Source organism: Klebsiella terrigena (genome assembly GCF_006539725.1).
Lineage (GTDB): Bacteria > Pseudomonadota > Gammaproteobacteria > Enterobacterales > Enterobacteriaceae > Klebsiella > Klebsiella terrigena.
The window spans coordinates 118,962-140,669 of the sequence record NZ_BJNO01000002.1; the positions used below are offsets into that span (position 1 = coordinate 118,962).

The following is a 21,708-nucleotide window of genomic DNA, read 5'->3' on the forward strand; positions in this document are numbered from 1 at the left end:
CGGGCCGGAGTTCGCTCCGGCCCGGCCAGGGCTGCCGCGTTCATTAGCTCATCAGGCTCACCTGGGCGGCGACAATGCGCCAGCCGAAGGGAAAACGCACCCACGTCTGCTGCTGGCGGCCCACGCGATCGCTGCCCTCACGGGTGAACTCGGTGCTGCAGACCGCGTAATCCTCGCCGAAGCTGACGATCACCGTGTGGCGCAGCTCGCGCTGGAGTCCGGCCGCCGGACGGGCGGCGCGGAAAGCGCGGATCTCGTCGGCGCCGTAGAGATTCTCCCCGGCGCCGAGGCGCACCGTGCGTTTATCCTCCCAGAACAGCTCGTCGAGCACCGCGACGTTGTTGCTGACCAGCGCCTCTTCATAGCGATAAAAGGCGGCCGTGACCTCGGCCAGAACGCGAGGCCGGTTAATATTGTCCTGATCGATCATGCTATTACCTCCGCAGGGCTGGCATCGGTCAGCCCCATCTCTTCCAGTACGCGCGCCGCCCGCAGGCAGGCCTGTTCATTAAACGGGGCCGCGATCAGCTGCAGGCCAATCGGCCGCCCGGCGGCGCTGCGCAGCGGCACCGTGGTGACCGGCAGGCCCACGAAGGAGATGGGCTGGGTGAGCATCCCCATACTGGCGCGGACCGGCAGCTGCTGGCCGTTGATCTCCATGGTCTGCTCGCCAATGAGCGTGGCGCTGCACGGCGTTGCCGGCGCGATCAGAATATCGGCGTGGGCAAACAGCGCCTGGAACGCCCGCTGGGCGTGGCGGCGAAAGCGCTGGGCCTGAATATACCAGCTTGCCGGGACCATCGCCCCGGCCAGCAGCCGCTCCCGGGAGTGGGGCTCGAAGCGCTCCGGCTCGCGGCGCAGGGCGGGCAGGTAGTGGTTGCCGCCTTCGGAGGCGCTGATGATAAACGCCGCCGAGCGGGAGAGCTCGGCTTCGGGGAACTGCAGCTCCTCGCGGGCGTCGAGCGCCTGCGCTACCTGGGCGACGGCGGCGCGGGCGTCGTCATCGCACCAGCGGCTAAAATAGCCGCCGAGTACCGCGCAGCGCAGGCCTTCGAGACCGCGCGGCAGCAGGTTGCTGGTGCGCTCGCTGGCCTTATCGGCCTGGAAACCGTCGCCGGGATCGCGCCCCTGTAGCGCATCGTAGACCGCGGCGAGGTCGCCGACGCTGCGGGCGAGGGGGCCGATGTGGTCGAGGCTGGCAACAAACGGATGGCTGCCGGATCGCGACAGGCGGCCAAAGGTCGGCTTGAGGCCAAAAATACCGCATAAGGAGGCCGGCACGCGGATGGAGCCGTTGGTATCGCTGCCCAGCGCGAACTGCACCAGCCCGGCCGCTACCGCCGCCGCCGAACCGCCGGACGAGCCGCCGGCGATGCGCGCCAGGTCGTGCGGGTTACGCGTCGCGCCGTAGTGGCTATTTTCGGTGGTAAAGCCGTAGGCGTAGGCGTCCATATTCAGCATCCCTGACAGCAGCCCGCCTGCGGCGTGGAGCTGGCGCACCGCCCAGCCGTCGGCCGTGGCGGGCGCGCGTTCGCTAAACAGCCGGGCGCCGGCGAGGGTGGTCTGTCCGTAAACATCGAACAGATTCTTTACCGCGTAGGGGACTCCGGCCAGCGGCGGCAGCGGCTGCTTACCCCGGCGCAGGGTATCAATGCTGTCCGCTTCGGCCAGCATTCGCGCTTCCGTCACCGTGGTCCAGGCGTTGATGTGCGGGTTGACCCGCGCAATGTCGTCCAGAGTCCGGCGGGCGATCTCCCGGGCGCTGAGCTCCCCGGTCTGCAGGGCGCGCTGGATCTCGCTAATCGTCATTTGGTTAAGCGTCATGCTTTATACACTCCGGCGATTTCCAGGCGTTCGTCGAGGGGGAAGGCCATCAGCGGTTCGGCCATGGCGGCGATGCGGCTGAACTGCAGCTGAAGCTCGGCGCGGCGGGTTTCATCCAGCTCCAGGCCGAGGATCTGCTCCATTTGTGCCAGGTACGTGCTCCAGTCGAGCGTCACTTTTTGCATGCTGAACTCCTAATAACCGGCGGCTGAGCCGTTGCTGCGCGGATCGGATGCCCCTTCGAAGAGGCCATTTGGATGACGGACGATGGCGCCGGCGTGGCCCATGGCCTCGCTGAAATCGTCCAGCACTTCGACCTCATGACCCAGCGCCCGCAGGCGGGCGATGCTCTGCGGCGTAAAGCGGCCCTCCAACTTCAGCGAGTCGGAGGTTTGTCCCCAGGTGCGGCCCAGCAGCCAGCGCGGCCGGGAGATGCTCTCCTGCAGCGGCACGCCCTGCAGGATGTAGCGGGTAAAGAGGGCGGCCTGAGTCTGCGGCTGGCCGTCGCCGCCCATCGAGCCGTACACCATCACCCGGCCGTCGCTGAGGCGGGCCGCCGCCGGATTAAGGGTGTGGAACGGCTGCTTGCCGGGGGCCAGCGCCAGAAGATGCTGCGGATCGAGGCTGAACGAGGCGCCGCGGTTCTGCCAGACAATCCCGCTCTCCGGCAGCACCACGCCGCTGCCGAACTCGTGGTAGATACTCTGAATAAAGGAGACCGCCAGCCCGCTGTCGTCCATGACCCCCATCCATACGGTATCGCCGGGGCCTTTGCCGGCGCCCCACGGGGCGGCCTGCTGGTCGCTGACCCGCTCAGCCAGCGCCTGCAGCGCCGCCGGTTCCAGCAGGCTCTGAATATCGACATCGAGGTGGCGCGGGTCGGTGATATGGGCGTCGCGCAGGCTAAAGGCCAGCTTGGTGGCCTCAACGATGCGGTGGACGGTCATCGCCTCGTCGGCCTCGGCCATCGCCAGGCGATCGGTAATGCCGAGAATGGCCAGCGATACCAGCCCCTGGGTTGGCGGCGCGAGGTTCCACAGCTCGCCGTTCTGATGGGTCAGTTTTAGCGGCGCAGGGCGGCGGGCGCGGTGCTGGCGGAGATCGTCGAGGGTGACGGGCAGTCCGTACTGCGCCATGCCCGCGGCCAGGGTTTCAGCCAGCGGGCCGCGATAGAAGCTGTCCAGCCCCTCGTCGACCAGCCGCCTGAGGGTGTTGGCCAAAGCGGGCTGGCGAAAGCGGCTGCCGGCAACCGGCGGCTGGCCGTCGACCAGAAAGGTTTCGGCAAATCCCGGCAGCGAGCGGAGCTCGGCAAACTTGCCGGCGGTGGCGCTGGCCTGGGATTCGGTGACCGGGATCCCGTCGCTGGCGTAGCCGATAGCGTCTTCCAGCAGACGCGCCAGCGGCAGCGCCTTGCCGCTCAGGGAGTGCGATACCCGGAGCGCTTCGTCCCAGCCGCTGACGGTCCCGGCGACGGTCAGCGCGGCGCGCGGGCCGCGGTGCGGGATCTGCCTGAGGTCGGAATAGGCCTCCGGCGTCGCCCCCGAGCCCGCCGCGCCGCTGGCGTCTATTGCTATCGGCTCCCCTTGGGGAGGGACGATGAGCCAGAAGCCGTCGCCGCCGAGCCCGTTCATATGCGGATAAACCACGGCGATGGTGGCCGCCGCGGCGACCATTGCTTCGATTGCGCTTCCGCCTTCGCGCAGTACGGCAAGCGCGCTTTGGCTAGCCAGGTGATGGGGGGCGACCGCCATCCCACGGGTGGATACATGACTGTGCATTCGTTGTCCTCGTGACGCGATGTATTCTCTCAGGGTGCAAAAGCCGTTCCACTTCTGAACCCAAAGTTTCATTCCCTGCCGCCGGTGCTTTTTGCCGGAGTGGCACGCATCGTGAAAGGAGAGGTATTCAAGGTCATACGCGCCGCGGGTCGGGTATAAACGGCGACAACAGCGCGAGACGCAGCGCCAGCGCATAGGCAACGCGGAATATGACGGGTATAGTGCGATGAAACAAAAGTTACAGGGGCCTTATGCAACAGCTTGATGAACGACTCAAAGGACAGTACGCCTCCCTGTCGCCCCAGGAGCAGCGGGTGGCGGATTTTATTTTCGATCACTTTGATGACCTGATTAGCTACAACAGCGCCGAGCTGGCGCAGCTCAGCGGGGTGTCGAAAGCGACGGTGAGCCGCCTGTTCAAGCGGCTGGGGTACGAGAAGTATAAGGATATGCGCGACGAGCTGCGCACCCTGCGCCAGAGCGGGATGCCGCTGACCGATAACCGCGACGCGGTGCAGGGAAACACGCTGCTGGCGCGCCATTATAAGCAGGAGATGGCCAACCTGACCCAGTGGGTCAACGCCCTCGACGCGCGCCAGTTTGCCGAAGCGATTAACGCGATGGTGAGCGCCGAACGGGTGGTCATCGTCGGCATGCGCAACGCCTATCCGGCGGCGCTGCACCTGCGCCAGCAGCTGCTGCAGGCGCGCGGTCAGGTGCAGGTGCTGCCCCAGCCGGGGCAAAGCCTGAGCGAGGAGCTGGTGGATCTGTCGGCCAGTGACGTGGTGGTGGTGATGGCCTTTCGCCGCCGCCCGCGCCTTATTCGGCCGCTGCTGCAGCAGCTCCAGGCTAGCGGCGTGCCGGTGCTGCTGATGTGCGAGCCGCAGGCGCACGGCCTGTTCCCGCTGGCGCGCTGGCAGCTCTGCGCGCCGCTCGATAGCGTCTCGGCCTACGATAGCTACGCCTCGGTCAACAGCCTGATCAACCTGCTGGCCAACGCTTTTCTGCATGAGATCCTCGATAAGGGCCGCCCGCGGATTCACGATATCGCCACCCTTTATCAGCAGCTGGACGAGCTCGAGCAGCGATAATGGGGCGTCAGTCTGGTGCTTTGCATTATTTTAGTGCGGGTTTCCGGCGGTGAGAGAAGGCGATATTGCCGCGCATTCTCTCTCTCTTCCTTGTTTCATCACTCTTTTATGGCATCTTCCGCCTCGGCAGCGGCGCGGCGTATATCTGGCACATTAGTTGCAGAAGTTTATTTAAAGAATCTTTTGTTTCATACTAACGTAACGGGTAAACATCATGAAAAAACTGTTGATCGCACTGGCCGGGGCCGCCTGTCTGTTTACGCAAATGAGCGCGGCCAGAGCCGACCAGCTGCAGGATATCGAAAAGCGCGGCGTTATCCGTATCGCGGTGCCGCAGGATTTCCCGCCGTTTGGCTCGGTGGGCACCGATCTCCAGCCCCAGGGTTATGACATCGATATGGCGCGCTACCTGGCAAAGCAGATGAAGCTCAAGCTGCAGCTGGTGCCGGTAACCAGCGCCAACCGGGTGCCCTATCTGCAGACCGATAAGGTCGATCTGGTGATCTCCAGCCTCGGCAAGAATGCGGAGCGCGAGAAGGTGATTGCGTTCAGCCGCGCCTACGCGCCGTTCTTCCTCGGCGTTTTCGGGCCGAAGGGGGCCGAGCTGAAGGATGCGGCGGCGCTGAGTGGCAAAACCGTCGGCGTCACCCGCGGCGCGGTGGAGGACATGGTGCTGAGCGAGCTGGCGCCGAAAGAGGCGCAGATCAAGCGCTACGAGGATAACAACACCACGCTGTCAGCCTACCTCTCGGGACAGGTGCAGTACCTGGCGACCGGCAACCTCGTGGTGGCGGCTATCTCCCGGCAAAATGCGCAGAAGGCGCCGGTACCGAGCTTTATGCTGAAAGATTCGCCGTGCTTTATCGGCCTGAAAAAGAACGAGCCGGCGCTGAAGGAGAAGGTGGACGCGCTGATTGAGCAGGGCGTTAAGGACGGCACGCTCAACGCGCTGTCGCAGCAGTGGCTGAAAGCGCCGCTGCCCGCAGGCTTTGGCGCATAAGGCCCCGGCATGACGGAGCAACTTCATTTTTCTGAGCTCTGGCCGCACTGGCCAGAGCTGCTGGCGGGGCTGTGGGTCACCGTGCAGCTGACGGTGCTGGCGACGGCGGGCGGCCTGGCGATAGGCATTTTCGGTGCCGCCATTCGCAGCGGGCGGGCGACGTGGTTCAGCCGCATCTGGGGCGGCTACGTGGAGCTGATACGCAATACGCCGTTCGTAGTGCAGCTGTTTTTTATCGTCTTTGGCCTGCCCAACCTGGGCTTAAAGATGACCGCCGGTGAAGCCGCGCTGCTGGCGATGGTGATCAACCTCGGGGCCTACAGTACCGAGATCGTGCGCGCCGGGATTCAGGTGACCCCCAAGGGACAGTGGGAGGCCGGGCGCGTGCTGGGGCTGAGCCGCACGCAGACCTTTATCCAGGTGGTTCTGCCGCCGGCGCTGCAGCGGATTTATCCGGCGCTGGTGAGCCAGTGCATCATCGTGATGCTGGGGTCGTCGGTGGTTTCGCAGGTTTCCTATGAGGAGCTGACCTTCGCGGCGAACCTGATCCAGTCGCGAACCTTCCTCAGCTTTGAGGTCTATCTGGTTACCACGGGGATCTACCTGGTGCTGTCGATAACAATGCGCCAGCTGCTGATGGCAGCAGGGCGAAAATGGCTGGGAGTACGGGCATGATGGTCACCTTTACCGACTGGGACATTATCCGCAATCTGCTGCTGGCCGGGCGCTGGACGGTGCTGCTGTCGCTGGTGGCGTTTCTCGGCGGCGCGCTGGTGACGCTCCCGCTGCTGCTGCTGCGCCTCACCGGCGGCCGCCAGGTCAGGCGGCTGATCCGCGGCTACGTTGAGCTGTTCCAGGGAACGCCGCTATTAATGCAGCTGTTCCTCGCCTTCTTCGGCGTGGCGCTGTTCGGCATCGACGTCTCGCCGTGGACCGCCGCGTCGATGGCGCTGACCTTCTACACCAGCGCCTTTTTACTCGATATCTGGTTCGGTAGCATCCGCGCGCTGCCGAAAGGGCAGTGGGAGGCCTCGCGCTGCCTGGGGCTGAACTTCACCCAGACGCTGTGCCGGGTCGTTGCGCCGCAGGCGCTGCGCATCGCCATTGCCCCGACGGTGGGCTTCGCGGTGCAGGTGGTAAAAGGTACCGCCCTGGCGTCGATTATCGGCTTCGTCGAGCTGACCAAGGCCGGGACGATGCTGACCAACGTCACCTACCAGCCGTTTAAGGTCTTTGCGCTGGTGGCGCTGGGCTACTTCATTCTGTGCTACCCGCTGTCCCGCTACAGCCGCTATCTGGAGAACAAATTCAATGCCTCTCATCACCATTAATCAGATGCAGAAGTACTACGGCGACAACCACGTGCTCAAAGGCGTCGATCTGGATATCGATATGGGCGAGGTTATCTCGATTATCGGCCGCAGCGGGTCGGGAAAAAGCACGCTGCTGCGCTGCATCAATGGCCTGGAAGGGTATCAGGACGGCAGCATTAAGCTGGGCGGGATGACCATCACCGACCGCGATTCGCAGGCCCGCGAGATCAGCCGCTCCGTCGGGATGGTGTTCCAGAACTTTAACCTGTTCCCGCACATGACGGCGCTGGAAAACGTGATGCTGGCCCCGCGGCGGGTGCTGAAAAAGAGCGCCGCCGAGTGCCGCGAGCTGGCGCGGCAGATGCTGGAAAAAGTGGGGCTTGGCGACCGCCTGGACTACTATCCGGCCAATCTTTCCGGCGGCCAGCAGCAGCGGGTGGCGATTGCCCGGGCGCTGGCGATGTCGCCGAAGGTCCTGCTCTGCGATGAGATAACCTCGGCGCTGGACCCCGAGCTGGTTGGCGAAGTGCTCAAGGTCCTTGAGCAGCTGGCCGCCGAGGGCATGACGCTGATCCTCGTGACCCATGAAATGAATTTTGCCCGTGAAGTGGGCGACCGCGTGGTGTTTATGCATCAGGGGCGCGTCTGGGAGCAGGGCGACAGCAAGACGCTGTTCGCCAACCCGCAGACCCTCGAGCTGAAGCAGTTTATCTCCTCCGTGCGCGGCTTAAATCAATAAGGAATTAACGATGGATATCACTCAGTTTTCGCAAATTAACCCGCCGCCGCGCCTGCTGATGGGGCCGGGACCGATCAACGCCGACCCGCGCGTGCTGCGCGCCATGTCGAGCCAGCTTATCGGCCAGTATGACCCGGCGATGACCCACTATATGAACGAAGTGATGGCCCTGTATCGCGGCGTGTTTCGCACCGATAACCGCTGGACGATGCTGGTAGACGGCACCTCGCGCGCCGGCATCGAGGCGATTCTGGTCTCCGCCATCCGTCCCGGCGACCGGGTGCTGGTGCCGGTATTTGGCCGCTTCGGTCACCTGCTGTGCGAAATCGCCCGCCGCTGCCGCGCCGAGGTCCATACCATTGAGGTGCCGTGGGGAGAGGTCTTCAGCCCGCAGCAGATTGAGGATGCCATCCGGCGCGTCCGCCCGCGCCTGCTGCTCACGGTGCAGGGCGATACCTCCACCACCATGCTGCAGCCGCTGGCCGAGCTGGGCGAAATCTGCCGCCGCTACGACGTGCTGTTCTATACCGATGCCACCGCGTCGCTGGGCGGTAACGCCCTCGAAAGCGATGCCTGGGGGCTGGACGCGGTATCGGCGGGGATGCAGAAGTGTCTCGGCGGCCCGTCCGGGACCTCGCCCGTGACCCTGAGCGCACGGATGGAGGAGGCTATTCGTCGCCGCAAGTGCGTAGAAGAGGGGATCCGCACCGAGGCCCATCTCGACGGCGTTGATGAGGCTATCTACTCCAACTACTTCGATCTCGGCATGATCATGGACTACTGGGGGCCGGAGCGCCTCAACCACCATACCGAGGCCACTTCGGCGCTGTTCGCCGCCCGCGAATGCGCCCGCCTGATCCTTGAGGAGGGGCTGGATAACGGCATTGCCCGGCATAAGCTGCACGGCGATGCGCTGCTGAAGGGGATCCAGGCGATGGGGCTGGAGACCTTCGGCGACCTCAGGCACAAGATGAACAACGTCCTCGGGGTCGTTATCCCGCAGGGGATCAACGGCGACCAGCTGCGTAAAATCATGCTCGACGATTTCGCGATAGAGATAGGCACCTCGTTCGGCCCGCTGCACGGCAAGGTATGGCGTATCGGCACGATGGGCTACAACGCGCGCAAGGATTGCGTAATGACCACCCTCAGCGCCCTGGAGTCGGTGCTGAACCACCTCAAGTTTGCCACCACCCAGGGCGCCGGTATGCAGGCGGCATGGGATCACTACCGCAGCGAGACTCCGCAATGAGCCAGACGGTACGCCAGCAGGCGGAGTGGGCGCAGGCCGCGGCGCGGGTGATGGCGCGGGCCGACGAGCTGGCCGCGATCAGCGAAAGCGCGGATGCGCTGACCCGGGTCTATCTTTCACCGCAGCATCTGCAGGCTAACCAGCAGGTCGCCCGCTGGATGAGCGAGGCCGGGATGCGCGTCTGGCAGGATAGCGTCGGCAATATCTGCGGCCGCTACGAAGGTGAGCAGGAGGGCGCGGCGGCTATTTTGCTGGGTTCGCATCTCGATACCGTGCGCAATGCCGGGCGCTACGACGGCATGCTGGGGGTGCTGACGGCGATCGAGGTCGTACACAGCCTCTATCTGCAGGGACGACGGCCGGCGCGGGCGATTGAGATTGTCGGCTTCTGCGACGAGGAGGGGACCCGTTTCGGCATCACCCTGCTCGGCAGCCGGGGGGTGACCGGCACCTGGCCCGAGGGCTGGCTGGCGCAGACCGACGCCAAAGGCATCAGCGTGGCGCAGGCGATGGCGCAGGCCGGGCTCGATCCGACGCGGGTCGCGCGCTCTGCCCGCCGGGTGGAGGAGATTGCCGCCTATCTGGAGCTGCATATTGAGCAGGGGCCGTGCCTCGAACAGGCGGGGCTGGCGCTGGGCGTGGTTGAGGCGATCAACGGCGCGCGTCGCCTGAACTGCCGTTTTCTGGGCGAGGCGGGCCACGCGGGGACGGTACCGATGAGCCACCGCCGGGACGCGCTGGCCGCCGCCGCCGAATGGATGACGCTGATTGAGAGCCGTACCCGCCAGCAGGGGGGCAACCTCGTGGCGACGGTGGGCACCCTGCACTGCGCGCCGGGGGCGGTCAACGTGATCCCCGGCGAGGTCACGCTGAGCCTTGATATTCGCGGTCCGCACGAGGATCCGCTGGAGGCGCTGCTGGATACGCTGCTCGACGATGCGCGGACGATTGCCGACCGCCGCGGCCTGCAGTTTGGCTGCGAGGAGTTCTACCGGATTGCGGCCACCGCCTGCGATCAGCGGCTGCAGCAGGTGCTGAGTACGGCCGTGTGCCGGGTGCAGGATTGCTCCCTGTCGCTGCCGAGCGGCGCCGGACACGACGCCATCGCGATGGCCGAACGCTGGCCGGTAGGTATGCTGTTTGTCCGCTGCAAAGGCGGCGTCAGCCATCACCCTGCGGAGTCGGTGACGGCGGCGGACGTTGCGCTGGCGATCGCCGCGTTTAGCCAGGCAACCCTCGCCCTGAGCGATATGACCTGACGCTCTTCCCCCCGCGTTGGCGCCGGAAAACCGGGGGGATGTGTAAAGAAATTAGCACTAAATGCTAAAAATGCCGCAGGCGATCGCTATACCATCCGCGGCACTGACCTCGTCGCCATGGATTGGTAGTCAGTTGGAAAAATTCCGCGGGGTCAGTCCACTCTCTTCCTCCACCGTTGATACCCCCTTAGTGCTCCTGATTTACGCCGCCGCAATGCGGGTTTTTGATGTGCCGAATCTCATCGGGCTGGTATGCTGCGTTTTGAGAGAGACAACGTTGTTTGAGAGACATGCCAATGCCTGATTTACAAAAACATTTGCCTCCCAAGGCCCCGCTGGCCGCTGGCCGGGCCAACCTGCTGCCCGCGCTATTGGTGATTATCGCCGTATCGGCGCTCTGTATTTTTATCTCAAAACCCTTAGGCCCCTGGAACGTGATATTTGCCAACTCCGGACTCTATATCGATCTGCTGGCCCTGCTGTTTCTGGTATTTATGCTGTGGAATTCGGCAAAAGTCAGAATGAGCCACGTGGCGGTAAACTGGGTGCGCTACGGGCTGCTGCTGTGGATCGCCGGCGGTACCTTCGATTTAATGGATGAGATTTTCGTCCAGCCGCGATGGATGGGCTACTACTGCGAAGATCTGCTGCGCCTGTCCGGCATGCTCCTGACCACTATCGGGATCTACAAAATTATCGATCGCATTAACATCCTCTACGTCGACGCGCGCTCGCAGTCGCTGAAGGATGAATTAACCCAGCTGCCCAACCGGCGCTTCTTTATCGATACCATTCGCGAAAAGCAGGGCCACCAGCTGGCGCTGATGATTCTCGATATCGACTTCTTCAAGAAAATAAATGACACCTACGGCCACCTGATGGGCGATGAGGTGCTGTTTGCGCTCGGCAAGCAGCTGGCAAAATTAACCAGCGACAAAATACAGCCGGCGAGGATTGGCGGCGAAGAGTTCGCCATTATCGTCGACGGGATGTCGCCAGAAGAGGTGCGTAGCCTGGCGCAGTCGATTCTGGAGAACGTCCGCACCATTCTGATTAACAGCGATTACCCGCTGTCGGTGAGCATTGGCGTCGGCATGCGCGGGCGCGATGAGCCGCAGGAGGCGTTTATCAAGAAAGTAGATGAAGCGCTCTACAAGGCGAAAAACAGCGGCCGCGGCCGGGTGGAGTGGGCCGCAGCCTGAGGCGGAAATTACGCCTGCTGCGCGCTGCGGCAGTGGCGACGATATTCTGAAGGAGAGCGCTCGGTGTAGCGTTTAAAGACCCGGCAAAAATAGTTGCTGTCAACGAAGCCGCAGTTATGGGCGATCTCTTTGACCTTTAAATCATAGCCGCGCAGCAGCTTTTTGGCTTTTTCCAGCCGGACGCGGGTCAGATATTCGTTGAACCCAACGGAGCCCGACTTCTGGAATATATGCGAGAGGTAGTTGGGGGTAATATGGAAACGTTTCGCCACCGACTCCCGGGTTAAGGGCTGGCTGAGGTTGTCCTCCAGAAAATCCTGGACGGCCAAAAACAGATCGCGGCTCCGGCTAACCTGCATCTCAAGGCCGACGAGCTGCTCAAGACAATGGTTTAATAGTGCAGACACCACCAGCCTGGCGGTGACCGGGTCCGGCTGAAGGCAGATTTCATTCAGCGCCAACAGCAGATACGATCCGACGCGAGGCCCCAGTCGGGCGACGTTCTGCTTCTCCGTGTGCAGCTGCTTGCCATCCCAGCGCTGGATGCAGAATCCCAGCTTTTGTCTACCGAACAGGATACTCAGCGTAGAAGCCGGGCCGGTCCACTCCGGTAGCGTCCATTTCCCTGCCTGCACGTACAGCACCTGCGATAGCGTTAGCTGGCTATCAGACAGCGGCAAACCGCGCTCTTTAAGCTCGCCATCGAGGACAATTTCCAGCCGGGGGAAGGGCACTTTATAGGCCAGCTCAGGGACCGATACGTCCGGCTCCGGGAATCTGACCTGCAGCGTATCCTGCTGATTGACCAGGCGATGTAGAATTTCAGGCAGATCCGCAATCATCCTCTAAACCCCGAAAGATAGCTATTATCCTTTTGATTATAAACTATTTTATAAATTAATGACGCGATTGGATCACCTTGCAGAGCGCTGGCTTCGCCGCGGGCGGTAGCAGATGCGAAGATTTTGATGGCAATCACAGTTTGCTCTCCCGCGTACGGATATCCAGTTTTTCGTAGGATTAGCCTCATGTATTTCAGCAGGCCGGCGTTTAAAGTTTATTTCGTGTTATCGAAAGGTTAAGGGAAATAAATATGGAACATCAGTCTGCCGTATATCTGGATGCGCTTGGCGCCAATATTGCGCTCACAGAAAAGATGAAAGAGGAGCTGAATACCCTCGGCTACACTGTGGTGCATCGCGTCGCCGACCCGCAATGGCTGGAAGCAATGCGGGACCTTATCGACGCGATTGTTGAGAAAGAGGGGGATAATCTCGCCATCGAACACCATCAGGAAGCCACGGCGACCCGTATTGCCAACCTGATTAACAAGGGGGTGATTTGGGAGAAAGTTTGGTCCCATCCGCTGATCCTCTCCGCCTGTCGCTATATTTTTCAGGGCGATTTTAAGGTTTCCAGCCTCAACGCGCGGGAAGCGTTGCGCAACGGCGGCAGCCAGCCGCTACATGCCGACTGGAAAAAACCGCGGCCGGATTTTCCGAAAGTGCATCTGGTCAATACGATTTGGGCCATTGATGATTTAAGCGCCGAAAATGGCGCACCGCGCATTATTCCCGGCACTCATCTGCGACCGGAACTGCCGGAGGAGGTGCTGGAGGACCCCGAACTGCCGCATCCTGACGAGGTGGTGTTCGCCGCGCCAGCGGGAAGCGTGATGATTTATAACGCCCATACCTGGCATGGCGGCACCTGTAATCACATCGGCAGCAGAAGGCGCGTGCTGCACGGCCTCTATATTGACAGACAAGATACGCCGCAGCAGGACCAGCAGCGCTGGCTCAAACCCGAAACGGCAAGTCGTCTCACGCCGGCGCAAAAATGGTTGCTTGATGTGAAGTAGGCCAGCGCAATAAGGGCGGATTCAGGGGATCCGCCCTTTGCTGAAGAGACGCTCAGGGAATGTCCAGATAGACGACCGGTTTTTTCATGATGCACTTCACCGCCTCAATAATCTGCTGCGGCTGAAGTAAAAAAGTTTTGATACTGGTTTTAATGGTTCGAACGCCGATAAACCGTTGCGCATCGTCAATTTCAATATCTGTCACCAGCAGCACCACGTCGGCGTGGGTAATATCGTCAGGGTTGATCTTATTCTCAACGCCTAATGCGCCCTGGGTTTCAATTTTCATATGCCATTTTTCATGGTGCCCGACTTTTACCAAACGTTCCGCCGCCATATAGGTATGCGCCACGCCGCTGACGCAGGCGGTCACCGCTACGATATTCAGTTCCATATTCTCCTCCGGGCGCTAGCCGCCGATGGTGACGTGAAAACCCGCTTTCTCAGCCATCATCCTGAATGGCTCAATCTGTGAGGCGTCCGGGGCTTTAATTTTCGCCATCGACCACTTCCTGCCGAGCAGCGCGTATTTAGGCTCGCCATATTGATGGAACGGGAGAAGATGGATTTCAGGAAGCTTAAAGGGCGCCAGAAACGCCAGAATTTGCCGGAAGTTCGCTTCGCTAAGCGTATACCCGGGAATGAGCGGAACCCTGGGAATAACCTGAATGCGCTTGTCCACCAGCCTGCTGAAATTATCTAACACCCGCGGTACATCGATCCGCAGCTGAGCCTGTGCACGTTCAATATCCATGATTTTCAGATCGAACAGCACCTCATTGCACTGTCTGGCGAGCAGGTAAAAGCGGCTGAATGCAGCATCGCCTGCCGTTTCAATTGCCGTGCGTATTCCCAGCTGGCGTAAGGTTTGCAGGAAGCGGGTTGCAAACCCGGCCTGCATTAATACTTCGCCGCCTGACAGGGTGACGCCGCCGCCGGAGGCGCGAAAGAAAACGTCATCCTTGAGGACTTCCTTAACTAAATCATTCAGCGTGACGTCGCGGCCGATTTGCTCCCATGCGCCGGAGGGACACTCTTCGACATCCTGCTGGCAGCGCGTACAGCGCAGGCATTTGCTCTCCCGGCGTACGGTCTCTATTTTAGCTGAGATAGACTCCGGGTTGGCGCACCACGGACAGAGGTGCGGACAGCCTTTAAAAAAGACCACCGTCCTGATCCCCAGGCCATCGTTCAGCGAGTAGCGCTGGATGTTAAAAATGCGCGCCCGATCGGCGCGCGTCTCCAGAACCTCACAGCTGATGCGCGGTGCGGTGGATAATGTCATCCTGAATCTCCTTTGATAGCTCGACAAAGAAGGCGCTGTAACCCGCGACGCGTACCACCAGACCGGCAAAATCCTGGGGACGCTGCTGCGCTTCGCGCAGGGTATCGGCATTGACCACGTTGAACTGGATATGCTGAAGCTTGAGTTTGCTGAATGCCTGCAAAAAGTCAGCCAGCTTATTGAGGCCGCCGTCGCCGGCAAGGGTAGCTGGCGTAAACTTCACGTTAAGCAGCGTACCGTTGGATAAAAGATAGTTGTCCAGCTTGCTGACGGATTTCAGTACCGCCGTCGGCCCTTGAGAGTCCTGGCCGACCATGGGTGAGAGCCCGCCGTCGGCTAGCCGATCGCCAGCCAGACGACCGTCTGGCGTGGCGCCGACGACTGACCCCAGGGGCACATGCGCTGAGACGGTGTAGGAGCCCGGCGTGAAATGTCCGCCGCGCGGATTGAGATGTTGCTCGACTTCTTTACAATAAAAACGCAGCAAATCGGCGCTGATATTGTCGACCTCATCGATATCATTGCCATATTTTTCAAAACGGTTAATCAGCCGCGCGCGGATTTTTTCCCCTTCCTTGGTTTTGAAATTGGCCTTAAGAACCTGAATGAGCTCATCAAAACTCATCCGCTGCTGCTCAAAAACCATTCCCTTTAGCGCATGCAGAGAGTCGCTAAGGTTGGCGATACCAATGCCCTGCACGCCGGAGAAGTTATAGCGCGCTCCGCCCTCGGTGATATCTTTACCGCGTTCAATACAGTCCAGAATAAAAGAGGAGAGCAGGGGAACCGGCGCCTGGTCGCGATGGCCGATATCGCAAATATTGCTGCCGTTAATCATCAGCTTGATGTAGTGGCGAATTTTTTCGCGGATTTGGTTGAGCAGTCCGTTCCAGCTCACGTCGGGATTGCCTTCATTCTCGAGGATGACGATCTCCATAACCTTGAGCAGGTTAAACATCGCAATATCGTGCAGTCCGTAAGTTCGCCCGGGGATCGACAGCTCAACGCAGCCGACGACAGCGTAATCGCGAGCATCCTCGAGCGATACCCCGCGATTCAGAAACGCCGGAATCACGACTTCATCATTAAAGACCTGCGGGATACCTGTCCCAAAGCGGATCGTTTCCGCGGTCTTACGCAGGAACGCACGGTCGATCAGTTCATTGATGCGAACGCCAAGATTAGGCTGCGGTAGCCGGACTTCCTGATACGCATCCAAAGCCAGAAACGAGAGTACGTTCACCGCGCTGCGCCCGGTTTCGCTTAGTCCGCCGAGCAACGCGGTGTAGCCGGTTGGGAAGCCGGCAAAGTAGCGAGCGCTGCTTGACGAGCGCAGCAGGACGATATCGTTGCACTTGACCCACAATGACTCCAGCAGCTCCTGCAGGAAAGCCGGATCCTGGCCCCGATTTAACGATGTCTGATAGAACGGCAGCATGTACTGGTCGAAGCGCCCCAGCGAGAGGGAGCTGGCGTTAGACTCATGCTGCAAAATAATATTCATATACCAGAACAGCTGGCAGGCCTGGTAGAAATCCTCCGGGCGATGAACCGCGTTATGCCGGGAGATCGCGGCGATGGCGGCGAGCTCCTGACGCCGCCTGGCGTCGCTGCAGGCGGCGGCCATCTCGTCGGCCAGCAGCGCATAGCGCAGAATGTGCCGCTGCGAGGCCTCCAGCAGAATCAGCGCGGCCTGATAGAAGTGGTTGCATGGCGCGCTTTCGGCTGCTGCCCTGAGTTCTGCAACCAGGGCCGCGAGGCCATTATTGAGCAGTCGGGGGTAGTCGATAATGATATGCCCCTGGCCCTTATCGGTCTGGTTGACGCTGAAAATCTGGGTGCTGACGGCCGCTTTGACCTCATCGGTCATGCGGGCGTTAATAAAGTCTTTCATCGAGCGCTTTTCCCAGTAAGGAAACAGCGCTTCGCGGTAAATACGCTTATCTTCTTCGCTGATGGCAAAACGATCCTGGGGGCGAGAGGCGAAACCGTCCAGTTCGTTCAGTAACCAGTAAGGGTCCATTTCCGGGGAGACGATCCCGGCCCGCGGCTTGACCGTGCGGTTGCCGGCAACGAGTTCATCCTCACGAATCGAGATCTGCACATGGTCAAGGATCCACGCGGTGGCTTTCGCCCGGCGTAACACTACCGGCTCACCCGCCGTTTGTTTGTGGCTTGCGGTATACAGCAGCGCCCGCTCAAGCGAGATCTCCCGCGGCTGGGCGAACAACCTCTCTTTTAAGCGTTGAGTACGATTCGTCATGACAAACTCCATGTTAGTCCGGCGGAGCGCCAGCGCGCTCCGCTCTGTTCAGGCTTTCTGTGCAAGATGGCCGTCGATTTTTTGCATGATGGCCTCCGCGCGTTTCACCGCATCGCTGATATTGACGCGGACGATGGTTTTAGCGGAAAAACGCTCTTCAAACTTGATGCCGATATCCCTGGTCATGATCACGATATCGGCGCGGGCGACATCCTCCGCCGTCAGTTCGTTTTCGATCCCGATAGAGCCCTGGGTCTCGACTTTGATCTGCCAGCCTTTAGCTTTGGCGGCGCTCTCCAGCGACTCGGCGGCCATATAGGTATGCGCGACTCCTGACGGGCAGGCGGTGACGGCAATAATGTGGGTCATAGACTTATCCTCTCTGCTTCTCAGTTAATTTCGAAATCAAGATCCAGCTCGTCATCGGCATTAGCGGCCGGCGTTTTCTTTTTTGTCAGCGCCTTAAGCGTGATGACGCAGGCGGCGGTGACGCAGGCGCCGACCAGCAGGCCCGCGATAAATCCGCCTTTACCCTGCACGACCGGCAGCACGATTAGCCCGCCCCAGCCGGCATAGCACTGGACGCCGAGCAGGGCGGTGGTGACGCAGCCGCTGGCGGCGCCAATCATAATGGAGGGGATCACCCGCAGCGGGTCGGCGGCAGCAAAGGGGATGGCACCTTCGGAGACGCCTACACAGCCCATCACCAGCGCGGCTTTGCCGGTTTCACGCTCTTCGGCGCTGAAATATTTGCGCCCAACAAGCGTTGCCAGCCCCATGCCCAGCGGTGGAATGGCGATACCGACGGCGGCGATGGCCACGACGCTATAAATGCCCTGGGAGACGCAAATCAGCATAAAGGCGTAAGCCACTTTATTCACCGGGCCGCCCATGTCGAAGGCCAGCATCAGGCCCATGATGATGGCGAGCAGGACAATACTGCCCTCGCGCATTCCCTGGAGCCATCCGGTCAGGCTGGCGGTCAGCGCACCGACCGGCTCGCCTAACCCCCACATCATGATCCCGGCGGTTATAAATGTGCCGACGATCGGGATGACAAATATAGGCATCACCGAACGCAGCACCTTGTGGACCGGGATCTTCTTGAGGTAATAGACCACCAGACCGCCGATCATCCCGGCGATCAGCGCGCCAAAGAAGCCGGCGCCAAAGCTGTTGCCTACCCACGCCCCGATGGCGCAGGGCGCCAGAGCCCCACGATCCGCTATGGAGTAGCCGATATACGCTGCCAGAAAGGGCACCATCAGCGTTAAACCGGCGACGCCAATATCAAACAGTTTTTTCAGATTCGGATCGGTCGCGACATCCGGGACCGCGCCCTTGCCGTACAGCATGACGGAGATGGCGAGCAGGATGCCGCCGGAGACCACGAAGGGGATCATATGTGAAACGCCGGTCATGAGATGCTGGCGTGTATTTTTTAGTATTTGCACCAGTTCGTTCATTGCTTGCTCCTGAGCGTGCTCTTCGCTCGTGACGGTATTGATGCCTCAACAGTAGGAAAATGGCGGTACAGAAAATAGAAGAGAAAAAGTGCATTTACTGGATATTTGTAAGGTGAGAATAAAATTGCGATCCACCTCAAATCTTAGCGTTGGCGGGTGTAAAACCAATTTACATACCGCATTTGTGACCGCGGGCATGAAAAAGAATGCTGTGTACAATAGTCCAGTAATTAAGAGTTATTTCGCGTAGTGCTGGCAGGGTTCTTTCTTTACCTTTTGGGTAACTAACGTATTGCTCAGGAGAAAGGCGATGGCTCTGGTCATTAAATTCATATGCGATTTGTCGAATGGCGTTCACGCCCGCCCGGCCAGTCTGGTCGAAACGCGCTGCAATACCTTTTCGTCCACCGTTGACTGGCTGAATACGCGCAGCACAAGGCGCGGGAATGCGAAAAGCGCGCTGGCCATCATCGGTACCGATACCGTTAAGGGGGATGAGTGTCAGTTAATCATCAGCGGCGATGACGAGCAGCAGGCCTTTGCCGCGCTGTCGACGTTTATTGTGGAGGAGTTTCCGCACTGCGATACGCCGCTGGCAAGGGTGAACAGCGTAGACGTGCAGCCGGTTCCTGAATCGCTTTCCCGCCTGAACCCGACGCTATTTCGCGGCCAGCCCGTCTGTGGAGGGAGTGCGGGAGGCAGGCTCAGTCATCTGAAGTCTCTTGCGCTCAGCGATCTCGGGCCGCTGCCCGCTGCCGGCAGTATTGAAGAGGAGCAGGCGCTGCTGGATAAGGGATTGCTGCTCCTGGTGAGGAATATCGAATTCCGCCTGCTGGACAACGACGGTACCGCCGGCGCCATCCTTGAAGCGCATCGTTCTCTGGCAACCGATGCTTCCTTGCGCCAGCATCTGCTCGACGGGCTGCTTGACGGATTGAGCTGCGCACAGGCGGTTGTCGCCAGCGGCGAGCACTTCTGCTCCCGGTTTAGCGAATCCGCGAATAGCTACCTGCAGGAAAGGGTGCTCGACGTCCGCGATATCTGCTTTCAGCTGCTGCAGCATATCTACGGCGAGGCCCGTTTTTCGGCGCCGGGACAGCTGAACGCGCCGTCAGTTTGTCTGGCAGAAGAGCTAACGCCCGGCCAGTTTCTTGAACTGGACAAGACCCTGCTCAAAGGCCTGCTGCTGCGCAGCGGCGGGACCACCTCGCATACCGTGATTCTGGCGCGTTCGTTTAATATTCCTACGCTGGTTGGCGTCGATATGGACGCGCTGCTCCCCTGGGTCGGCCAGGCGGTGCATATCGACGGCAACGCCGGGCTGGTGGTGGTCAATCCCGATGAGGCGGTCGCGCGCTATTATCAGCAGGAGGCCTGGGTTCAGGCGCAGGTGCATAGCCAGCAGCAGGCGTGGCTGGACAAGGAAGGGCAGACCCAGGACGGCCTGCGTCTGGAGGTGGCGGCAAATATCGCGCACGCCGTTGAAGCCGCTGCGGCATTCAATAACGGGGCGCAGTCGGTAGGTTTGTTCCGCACCGAAATGCTGTATATGGACCGGCCAGGCGCGCCGTCCGAGTCCGAGCTCTATAATATTTTCTGCCAGGCGCTGGAGCCGGCCGCTGGGCGCAGCATTATCATCCGCACGATGGATATCGGTGGCGATAAGCCGGTGCCCTATCTGAATATTCCTGCTGAAAACAATCCGTTCCTCGGCTACCGTGCGGTGCGGATTTATGAAGAGTATCAGGCGCTGTTTCATACCCAGCTCAGGGCCATTCTGCGCGCCTCCGCGCACGGTTCGCTGAAAATCATGATCCCGATGATTTCGTCGATGGAGGAGATTCTGTGGGTGAAAGATCGGCTGGCGGAAGTCAGGCAATCGCTGCGCGATGAACATATCCCGTTTGATGAGAAGATCCCGCTCGGCATCATGCTGGAAGTGCCGTCGGTGATGTTCATCATCGATCAGTGCTGCGAAGAGGTCGATTTCTTTAGTATCGGGAGTAATGACCTGACGCAATATTTGCTGGCGGTAGACCGCGATAACGCGAAAGTGACGCGTCACTATAACAGCCTCAACCCCGCTTTTTTACGCGCGCTGGACTACGCGGTTCAGGCCGTGCATCGCCAGGGAAAATGGATTGGTCTTTGCGGCGAGCTGGGCGCGAAGGGCTCCGTCTTGCCGCTGCTGGTCGGCCTCGGAGTGGATGAGCTGAGCATGAGCTCGCCGTCAATTCCGGCCGCGAAATCGCGCCTGGCGCAGCTCGATAGCCGGGCGTGTCGCCAGCTGCTGAACCAGGCAATGCGGTGCCGAACCTCGCTGGAGGTGGAACATCTGCTGGCCCAGTTCCGTATGACCCAGCAGGACGCCCCGCTGATCGCCAGCCAGTGCATCACCCTGAACAGCGACTGGCGCAGCAAAGAGGAGGTGATTAAAGGCATGACTGACAACCTTCTGCTGGCGGGCCGCTGCCGCTATCCACGCAAGCTGGAGGCCGATCTCTGGGCGCGGGAGGCCGTATTCTCCACCGGGCTGGGCTTCAGTTTCGCCATTCCGCACAGCAAGTCGGAACATATCGAACAATCGACCATCAGCGTTGCCCGCCTGGCTCAGCCGGTGGCGTGGGGCGACGACGAGGTGCAGTTTGTCATTATGCTGACGCTGAATAAGCACGCCGCCGGCGACCAGCATATGCGCATTTTCTCCCGTCTGGCGCGGCGCATTATGCATGAAGCGTTCAGAAACTCGCTGGTCATGGCACAGAGCAGCGACGCTATTGCTGAACTGCTACACCGCGAACTCGAACTGTAAAGCGCTGCGGACTCTGCGGACCTGAGAAGGGCGCGGAAAAAGCAGATACCCGAGCCCGGCGTCTTCGAGAGTCAGGCCGCGTCAGCGACGCGGCCTCTATTCTGCAGGCCAATGCCAGTAGCGTTTCCTGAGGGATCCTGTGCATTATTCCTGAATAGAGAATCGTCCAGCGTATCTGGCGTTCCACTTATAACAACATTTACAGCGTTAACGCCTGTTCCGCATGATAGATTGATGGGTAGCGATTTTATGGCTTTTATTGAATTGCCAGTGAACGCGTCGGTGCGATTTAATATTCGGGTAGTGATAGTAAAATTCCCCTTGGGCTGTGTGGATGCAAATAGAGAAAACGGAAATAACATAGTTAAAAGGCCGGGTGTTACCATCACTCTTTTAGTAAAACGTCCCTGTTTTATCAGGTGTAATAAATAAGAAAAAATACACATAAAATAAAACACCTACCTCTATGATTCATAATGCTCTACATACTTAATGTAGTAGCAGACTCCATCCGAAAGATAAGTGATGTTGTAAGTCCCCCTGAAATTATAGGATCTCAGGGG

General features: G+C 60.2%; 20 protein-coding genes. 10 read left to right on the forward strand and 10 right to left on the reverse strand.

Annotation, left to right across the window (positions count from 1 at the left end):
- Positions 1-43 precede the first annotated feature (43 nt).
- Genes hpxZ through hpxW form a run of 4 tightly spaced genes read right to left on the reverse strand, consistent with a single transcriptional unit; the run spans position 44 to position 3,602 of the window.
- Positions 44-430: an oxalurate catabolism protein HpxZ gene (gene hpxZ / locus RTE01_RS03350; protein WP_041144880.1), complete on the reverse strand. Its 387-nt coding sequence runs from the start codon at positions 428-430 to the stop codon at positions 44-46.
- Positions 427-1,824, reverse strand: a complete 1,398-nt coding sequence (locus tag RTE01_RS03355) for an AtzE family amidohydrolase (protein ID WP_041144881.1) — start codon at positions 1,822-1,824, stop codon at positions 427-429. Before RTE01_RS03355 ends, hpxZ begins: the two co-directional genes overlap by 4 nt.
- Positions 1,821-2,009, reverse strand: a complete 189-nt coding sequence (hpxX, locus tag RTE01_RS03360) for an oxalurate catabolism protein HpxX (RefSeq protein WP_041144882.1) — start codon at positions 2,007-2,009, stop codon at positions 1,821-1,823. The genes RTE01_RS03355 and hpxX overlap by 4 nt, the downstream gene beginning before the upstream one ends.
- A 9-nt stretch (positions 2,010-2,018) precedes the next feature.
- Positions 2,019-3,602 (reverse strand): oxamate amidohydrolase, encoded by a 1,584-nt coding sequence (gene hpxW, locus RTE01_RS03365; protein ID WP_115193181.1) that lies wholly within the window; start codon positions 3,600-3,602, stop codon positions 2,019-2,021.
- A gap of 251 nt (positions 3,603-3,853) precedes the next feature.
- Here hpxW and hpxU point away from each other — a divergent pair, with 251 nt between their 5' ends.
- From hpxU to RTE01_RS03405, 8 genes are all read left to right on the forward strand, one after another.
- A complete protein-coding gene (gene hpxU / locus RTE01_RS03370) occupies positions 3,854-4,693 on the forward strand; it encodes a MurR/RpiR family transcriptional regulator HpxU (RefSeq protein WP_134525497.1) in 840 nt (279 codons plus the stop codon).
- Positions 4,694-4,907: 214 nt separating this feature from the next.
- A complete protein-coding gene (locus RTE01_RS03375; RefSeq protein WP_041144885.1) occupies positions 4,908-5,693 on the forward strand; it encodes a transporter substrate-binding domain-containing protein in 786 nt (261 codons plus the stop codon).
- Between the two features lie 9 nt (positions 5,694-5,702).
- Positions 5,703-6,368, forward strand: a complete 666-nt coding sequence (locus RTE01_RS03380; protein ID WP_041144886.1) for an amino acid ABC transporter permease — start codon at positions 5,703-5,705, stop codon at positions 6,366-6,368.
- Positions 6,368-7,024: an amino acid ABC transporter permease gene (locus RTE01_RS03385; RefSeq protein ID WP_041147572.1), complete on the forward strand. Its 657-nt coding sequence runs from the start codon at positions 6,368-6,370 to the stop codon at positions 7,022-7,024. Before RTE01_RS03380 ends, RTE01_RS03385 begins: the two co-directional genes overlap by 1 nt.
- Positions 7,005-7,745 (forward strand): amino acid ABC transporter ATP-binding protein, encoded by a 741-nt coding sequence (locus tag RTE01_RS03390; RefSeq protein WP_041144887.1) that lies wholly within the window; start codon positions 7,005-7,007, stop codon positions 7,743-7,745. Before RTE01_RS03385 ends, RTE01_RS03390 begins: the two co-directional genes overlap by 20 nt.
- Before the next feature lie 10 nt (positions 7,746-7,755).
- The gene (locus tag RTE01_RS03395) at positions 7,756-8,997 is read left to right on the forward strand and encodes a pyridoxal-phosphate-dependent aminotransferase family protein (RefSeq protein WP_141334683.1); all 1,242 of its coding nucleotides are present in this window, start codon (positions 7,756-7,758) and stop codon (positions 8,995-8,997) included.
- Entirely contained in the window at positions 8,994-10,256 is a 1,263-nt protein-coding gene (gene hpxK / locus RTE01_RS03400; RefSeq protein ID WP_141334685.1) for an allantoate amidohydrolase, read from the forward strand. The genes RTE01_RS03395 and hpxK overlap by 4 nt, the downstream gene beginning before the upstream one ends.
- Before the next feature lie 296 nt (positions 10,257-10,552).
- Positions 10,553-11,458, forward strand: a complete 906-nt coding sequence (locus RTE01_RS03405) for a GGDEF domain-containing protein (protein WP_041144891.1) — start codon at positions 10,553-10,555, stop codon at positions 11,456-11,458.
- Between the two features lie 8 nt (positions 11,459-11,466).
- On the opposite strand, the gene RTE01_RS03410 is transcribed toward RTE01_RS03405, so the two are convergent.
- Positions 11,467-12,300 (reverse strand): helix-turn-helix transcriptional regulator, encoded by an 834-nt coding sequence (locus RTE01_RS03410; RefSeq protein WP_041144892.1) that lies wholly within the window; start codon positions 12,298-12,300, stop codon positions 11,467-11,469.
- Between the two features lie 251 nt (positions 12,301-12,551).
- Between RTE01_RS03410 and RTE01_RS03415 the strand changes: the two genes are divergently transcribed.
- On the forward strand, positions 12,552-13,319 hold the full coding sequence (locus tag RTE01_RS03415) for a phytanoyl-CoA dioxygenase family protein (protein ID WP_041144893.1): 768 nt from the start codon (positions 12,552-12,554) through the stop codon (positions 13,317-13,319).
- Between the two features lie 52 nt (positions 13,320-13,371).
- Here the strand turns inward: RTE01_RS03415 and RTE01_RS03420 are convergent, their stop codons facing one another.
- The 5 genes from RTE01_RS03420 to RTE01_RS03440 are packed head-to-tail and all read right to left on the reverse strand — an operon-like array spanning position 13,372 to position 18,333.
- Complete coding sequence (locus RTE01_RS03420; RefSeq protein WP_134525498.1) at positions 13,372-13,713, reverse strand: PTS fructose-like transporter subunit IIB; 342 nt, start codon at positions 13,711-13,713, stop codon at positions 13,372-13,374.
- A 15-nt stretch (positions 13,714-13,728) separates the two neighbouring features.
- Positions 13,729-14,604 (reverse strand): [formate-C-acetyltransferase]-activating enzyme, encoded by an 876-nt coding sequence (locus RTE01_RS03425; RefSeq protein ID WP_134525499.1) that lies wholly within the window; start codon positions 14,602-14,604, stop codon positions 13,729-13,731.
- Complete coding sequence (locus tag RTE01_RS03430) at positions 14,570-16,867, reverse strand: formate C-acetyltransferase (RefSeq protein WP_141334687.1); 2,298 nt, start codon at positions 16,865-16,867, stop codon at positions 14,570-14,572. The genes RTE01_RS03425 and RTE01_RS03430 overlap by 35 nt, the downstream gene beginning before the upstream one ends.
- 48 nt (positions 16,868-16,915) lie before the next feature.
- Positions 16,916-17,236: a PTS fructose-like transporter subunit IIB gene (locus RTE01_RS03435; RefSeq protein WP_134525500.1), complete on the reverse strand. Its 321-nt coding sequence runs from the start codon at positions 17,234-17,236 to the stop codon at positions 16,916-16,918.
- Positions 17,237-17,256: 20 nt separating this feature from the next.
- Positions 17,257-18,333: a PTS fructose transporter subunit EIIC gene (locus RTE01_RS03440; RefSeq protein WP_041144898.1), complete on the reverse strand. Its 1,077-nt coding sequence runs from the start codon at positions 18,331-18,333 to the stop codon at positions 17,257-17,259.
- Between the two features lie 310 nt (positions 18,334-18,643).
- Here RTE01_RS03440 and ptsP point away from each other — a divergent pair, with 310 nt between their 5' ends.
- Positions 18,644-21,145, forward strand: a complete 2,502-nt coding sequence (gene ptsP / locus RTE01_RS03445) for a phosphoenolpyruvate--protein phosphotransferase (RefSeq protein WP_134525501.1) — start codon at positions 18,644-18,646, stop codon at positions 21,143-21,145.
- Positions 21,146-21,708 lie beyond the last annotated feature (563 nt).

Excerpts from the sequence above, each read along its gene's own strand:
- hpxZ (WP_041144880.1), bottom strand. The coding sequence starts at position 430 with ATGATCGATCAGGACAATATTAACCGGCCTCGCGTTCTGGCCGAGGTC.
- RTE01_RS03355 (WP_041144881.1), bottom strand. The coding sequence starts at position 1,824 with ATGACGCTTAACCAAATGACGATTAGCGAGATCCAGCGCGCCCTGCAG.
- hpxX (WP_041144882.1), bottom strand. The coding sequence starts at position 2,009 with ATGCAAAAAGTGACGCTCGACTGGAGCACGTACCTGGCACAAATGGAG.
- hpxW (WP_115193181.1), bottom strand. The coding sequence starts at position 3,602 with ATGCACAGTCATGTATCCACCCGTGGGATGGCGGTCGCCCCCCATCAC.
- hpxU (WP_134525497.1), top strand. The coding sequence starts at position 3,854 with ATGCAACAGCTTGATGAACGACTCAAAGGACAGTACGCCTCCCTGTCG.
- RTE01_RS03375 (WP_041144885.1), top strand. The coding sequence starts at position 4,908 with ATGAAAAAACTGTTGATCGCACTGGCCGGGGCCGCCTGTCTGTTTACG.
- RTE01_RS03380 (WP_041144886.1), top strand. The coding sequence starts at position 5,703 with ATGACGGAGCAACTTCATTTTTCTGAGCTCTGGCCGCACTGGCCAGAG.
- RTE01_RS03385 (WP_041147572.1), top strand. The coding sequence starts at position 6,368 with ATGGTCACCTTTACCGACTGGGACATTATCCGCAATCTGCTGCTGGCC.
- RTE01_RS03390 (WP_041144887.1), top strand. The coding sequence starts at position 7,005 with ATGCCTCTCATCACCATTAATCAGATGCAGAAGTACTACGGCGACAAC.
- RTE01_RS03395 (WP_141334683.1), top strand. The coding sequence starts at position 7,756 with ATGGATATCACTCAGTTTTCGCAAATTAACCCGCCGCCGCGCCTGCTG.
- hpxK (WP_141334685.1), top strand. The coding sequence starts at position 8,994 with ATGAGCCAGACGGTACGCCAGCAGGCGGAGTGGGCGCAGGCCGCGGCG.
- RTE01_RS03405 (WP_041144891.1), top strand. The coding sequence starts at position 10,553 with ATGCCTGATTTACAAAAACATTTGCCTCCCAAGGCCCCGCTGGCCGCT.
- RTE01_RS03410 (WP_041144892.1), bottom strand. The coding sequence starts at position 12,300 with ATGATTGCGGATCTGCCTGAAATTCTACATCGCCTGGTCAATCAGCAG.
- RTE01_RS03415 (WP_041144893.1), top strand. The coding sequence starts at position 12,552 with ATGGAACATCAGTCTGCCGTATATCTGGATGCGCTTGGCGCCAATATT.
- RTE01_RS03420 (WP_134525498.1), bottom strand. The coding sequence starts at position 13,713 with ATGGAACTGAATATCGTAGCGGTGACCGCCTGCGTCAGCGGCGTGGCG.
- RTE01_RS03425 (WP_134525499.1), bottom strand. The coding sequence starts at position 14,604 with ATGACATTATCCACCGCACCGCGCATCAGCTGTGAGGTTCTGGAGACG.
- RTE01_RS03430 (WP_141334687.1), bottom strand. The coding sequence starts at position 16,867 with ATGACGAATCGTACTCAACGCTTAAAAGAGAGGTTGTTCGCCCAGCCG.
- RTE01_RS03435 (WP_134525500.1), bottom strand. The coding sequence starts at position 17,236 with ATGACCCACATTATTGCCGTCACCGCCTGCCCGTCAGGAGTCGCGCAT.
- RTE01_RS03440 (WP_041144898.1), bottom strand. The coding sequence starts at position 18,333 with ATGAACGAACTGGTGCAAATACTAAAAAATACACGCCAGCATCTCATG.
- ptsP (WP_134525501.1), top strand. The coding sequence starts at position 18,644 with ATGGCTCTGGTCATTAAATTCATATGCGATTTGTCGAATGGCGTTCAC.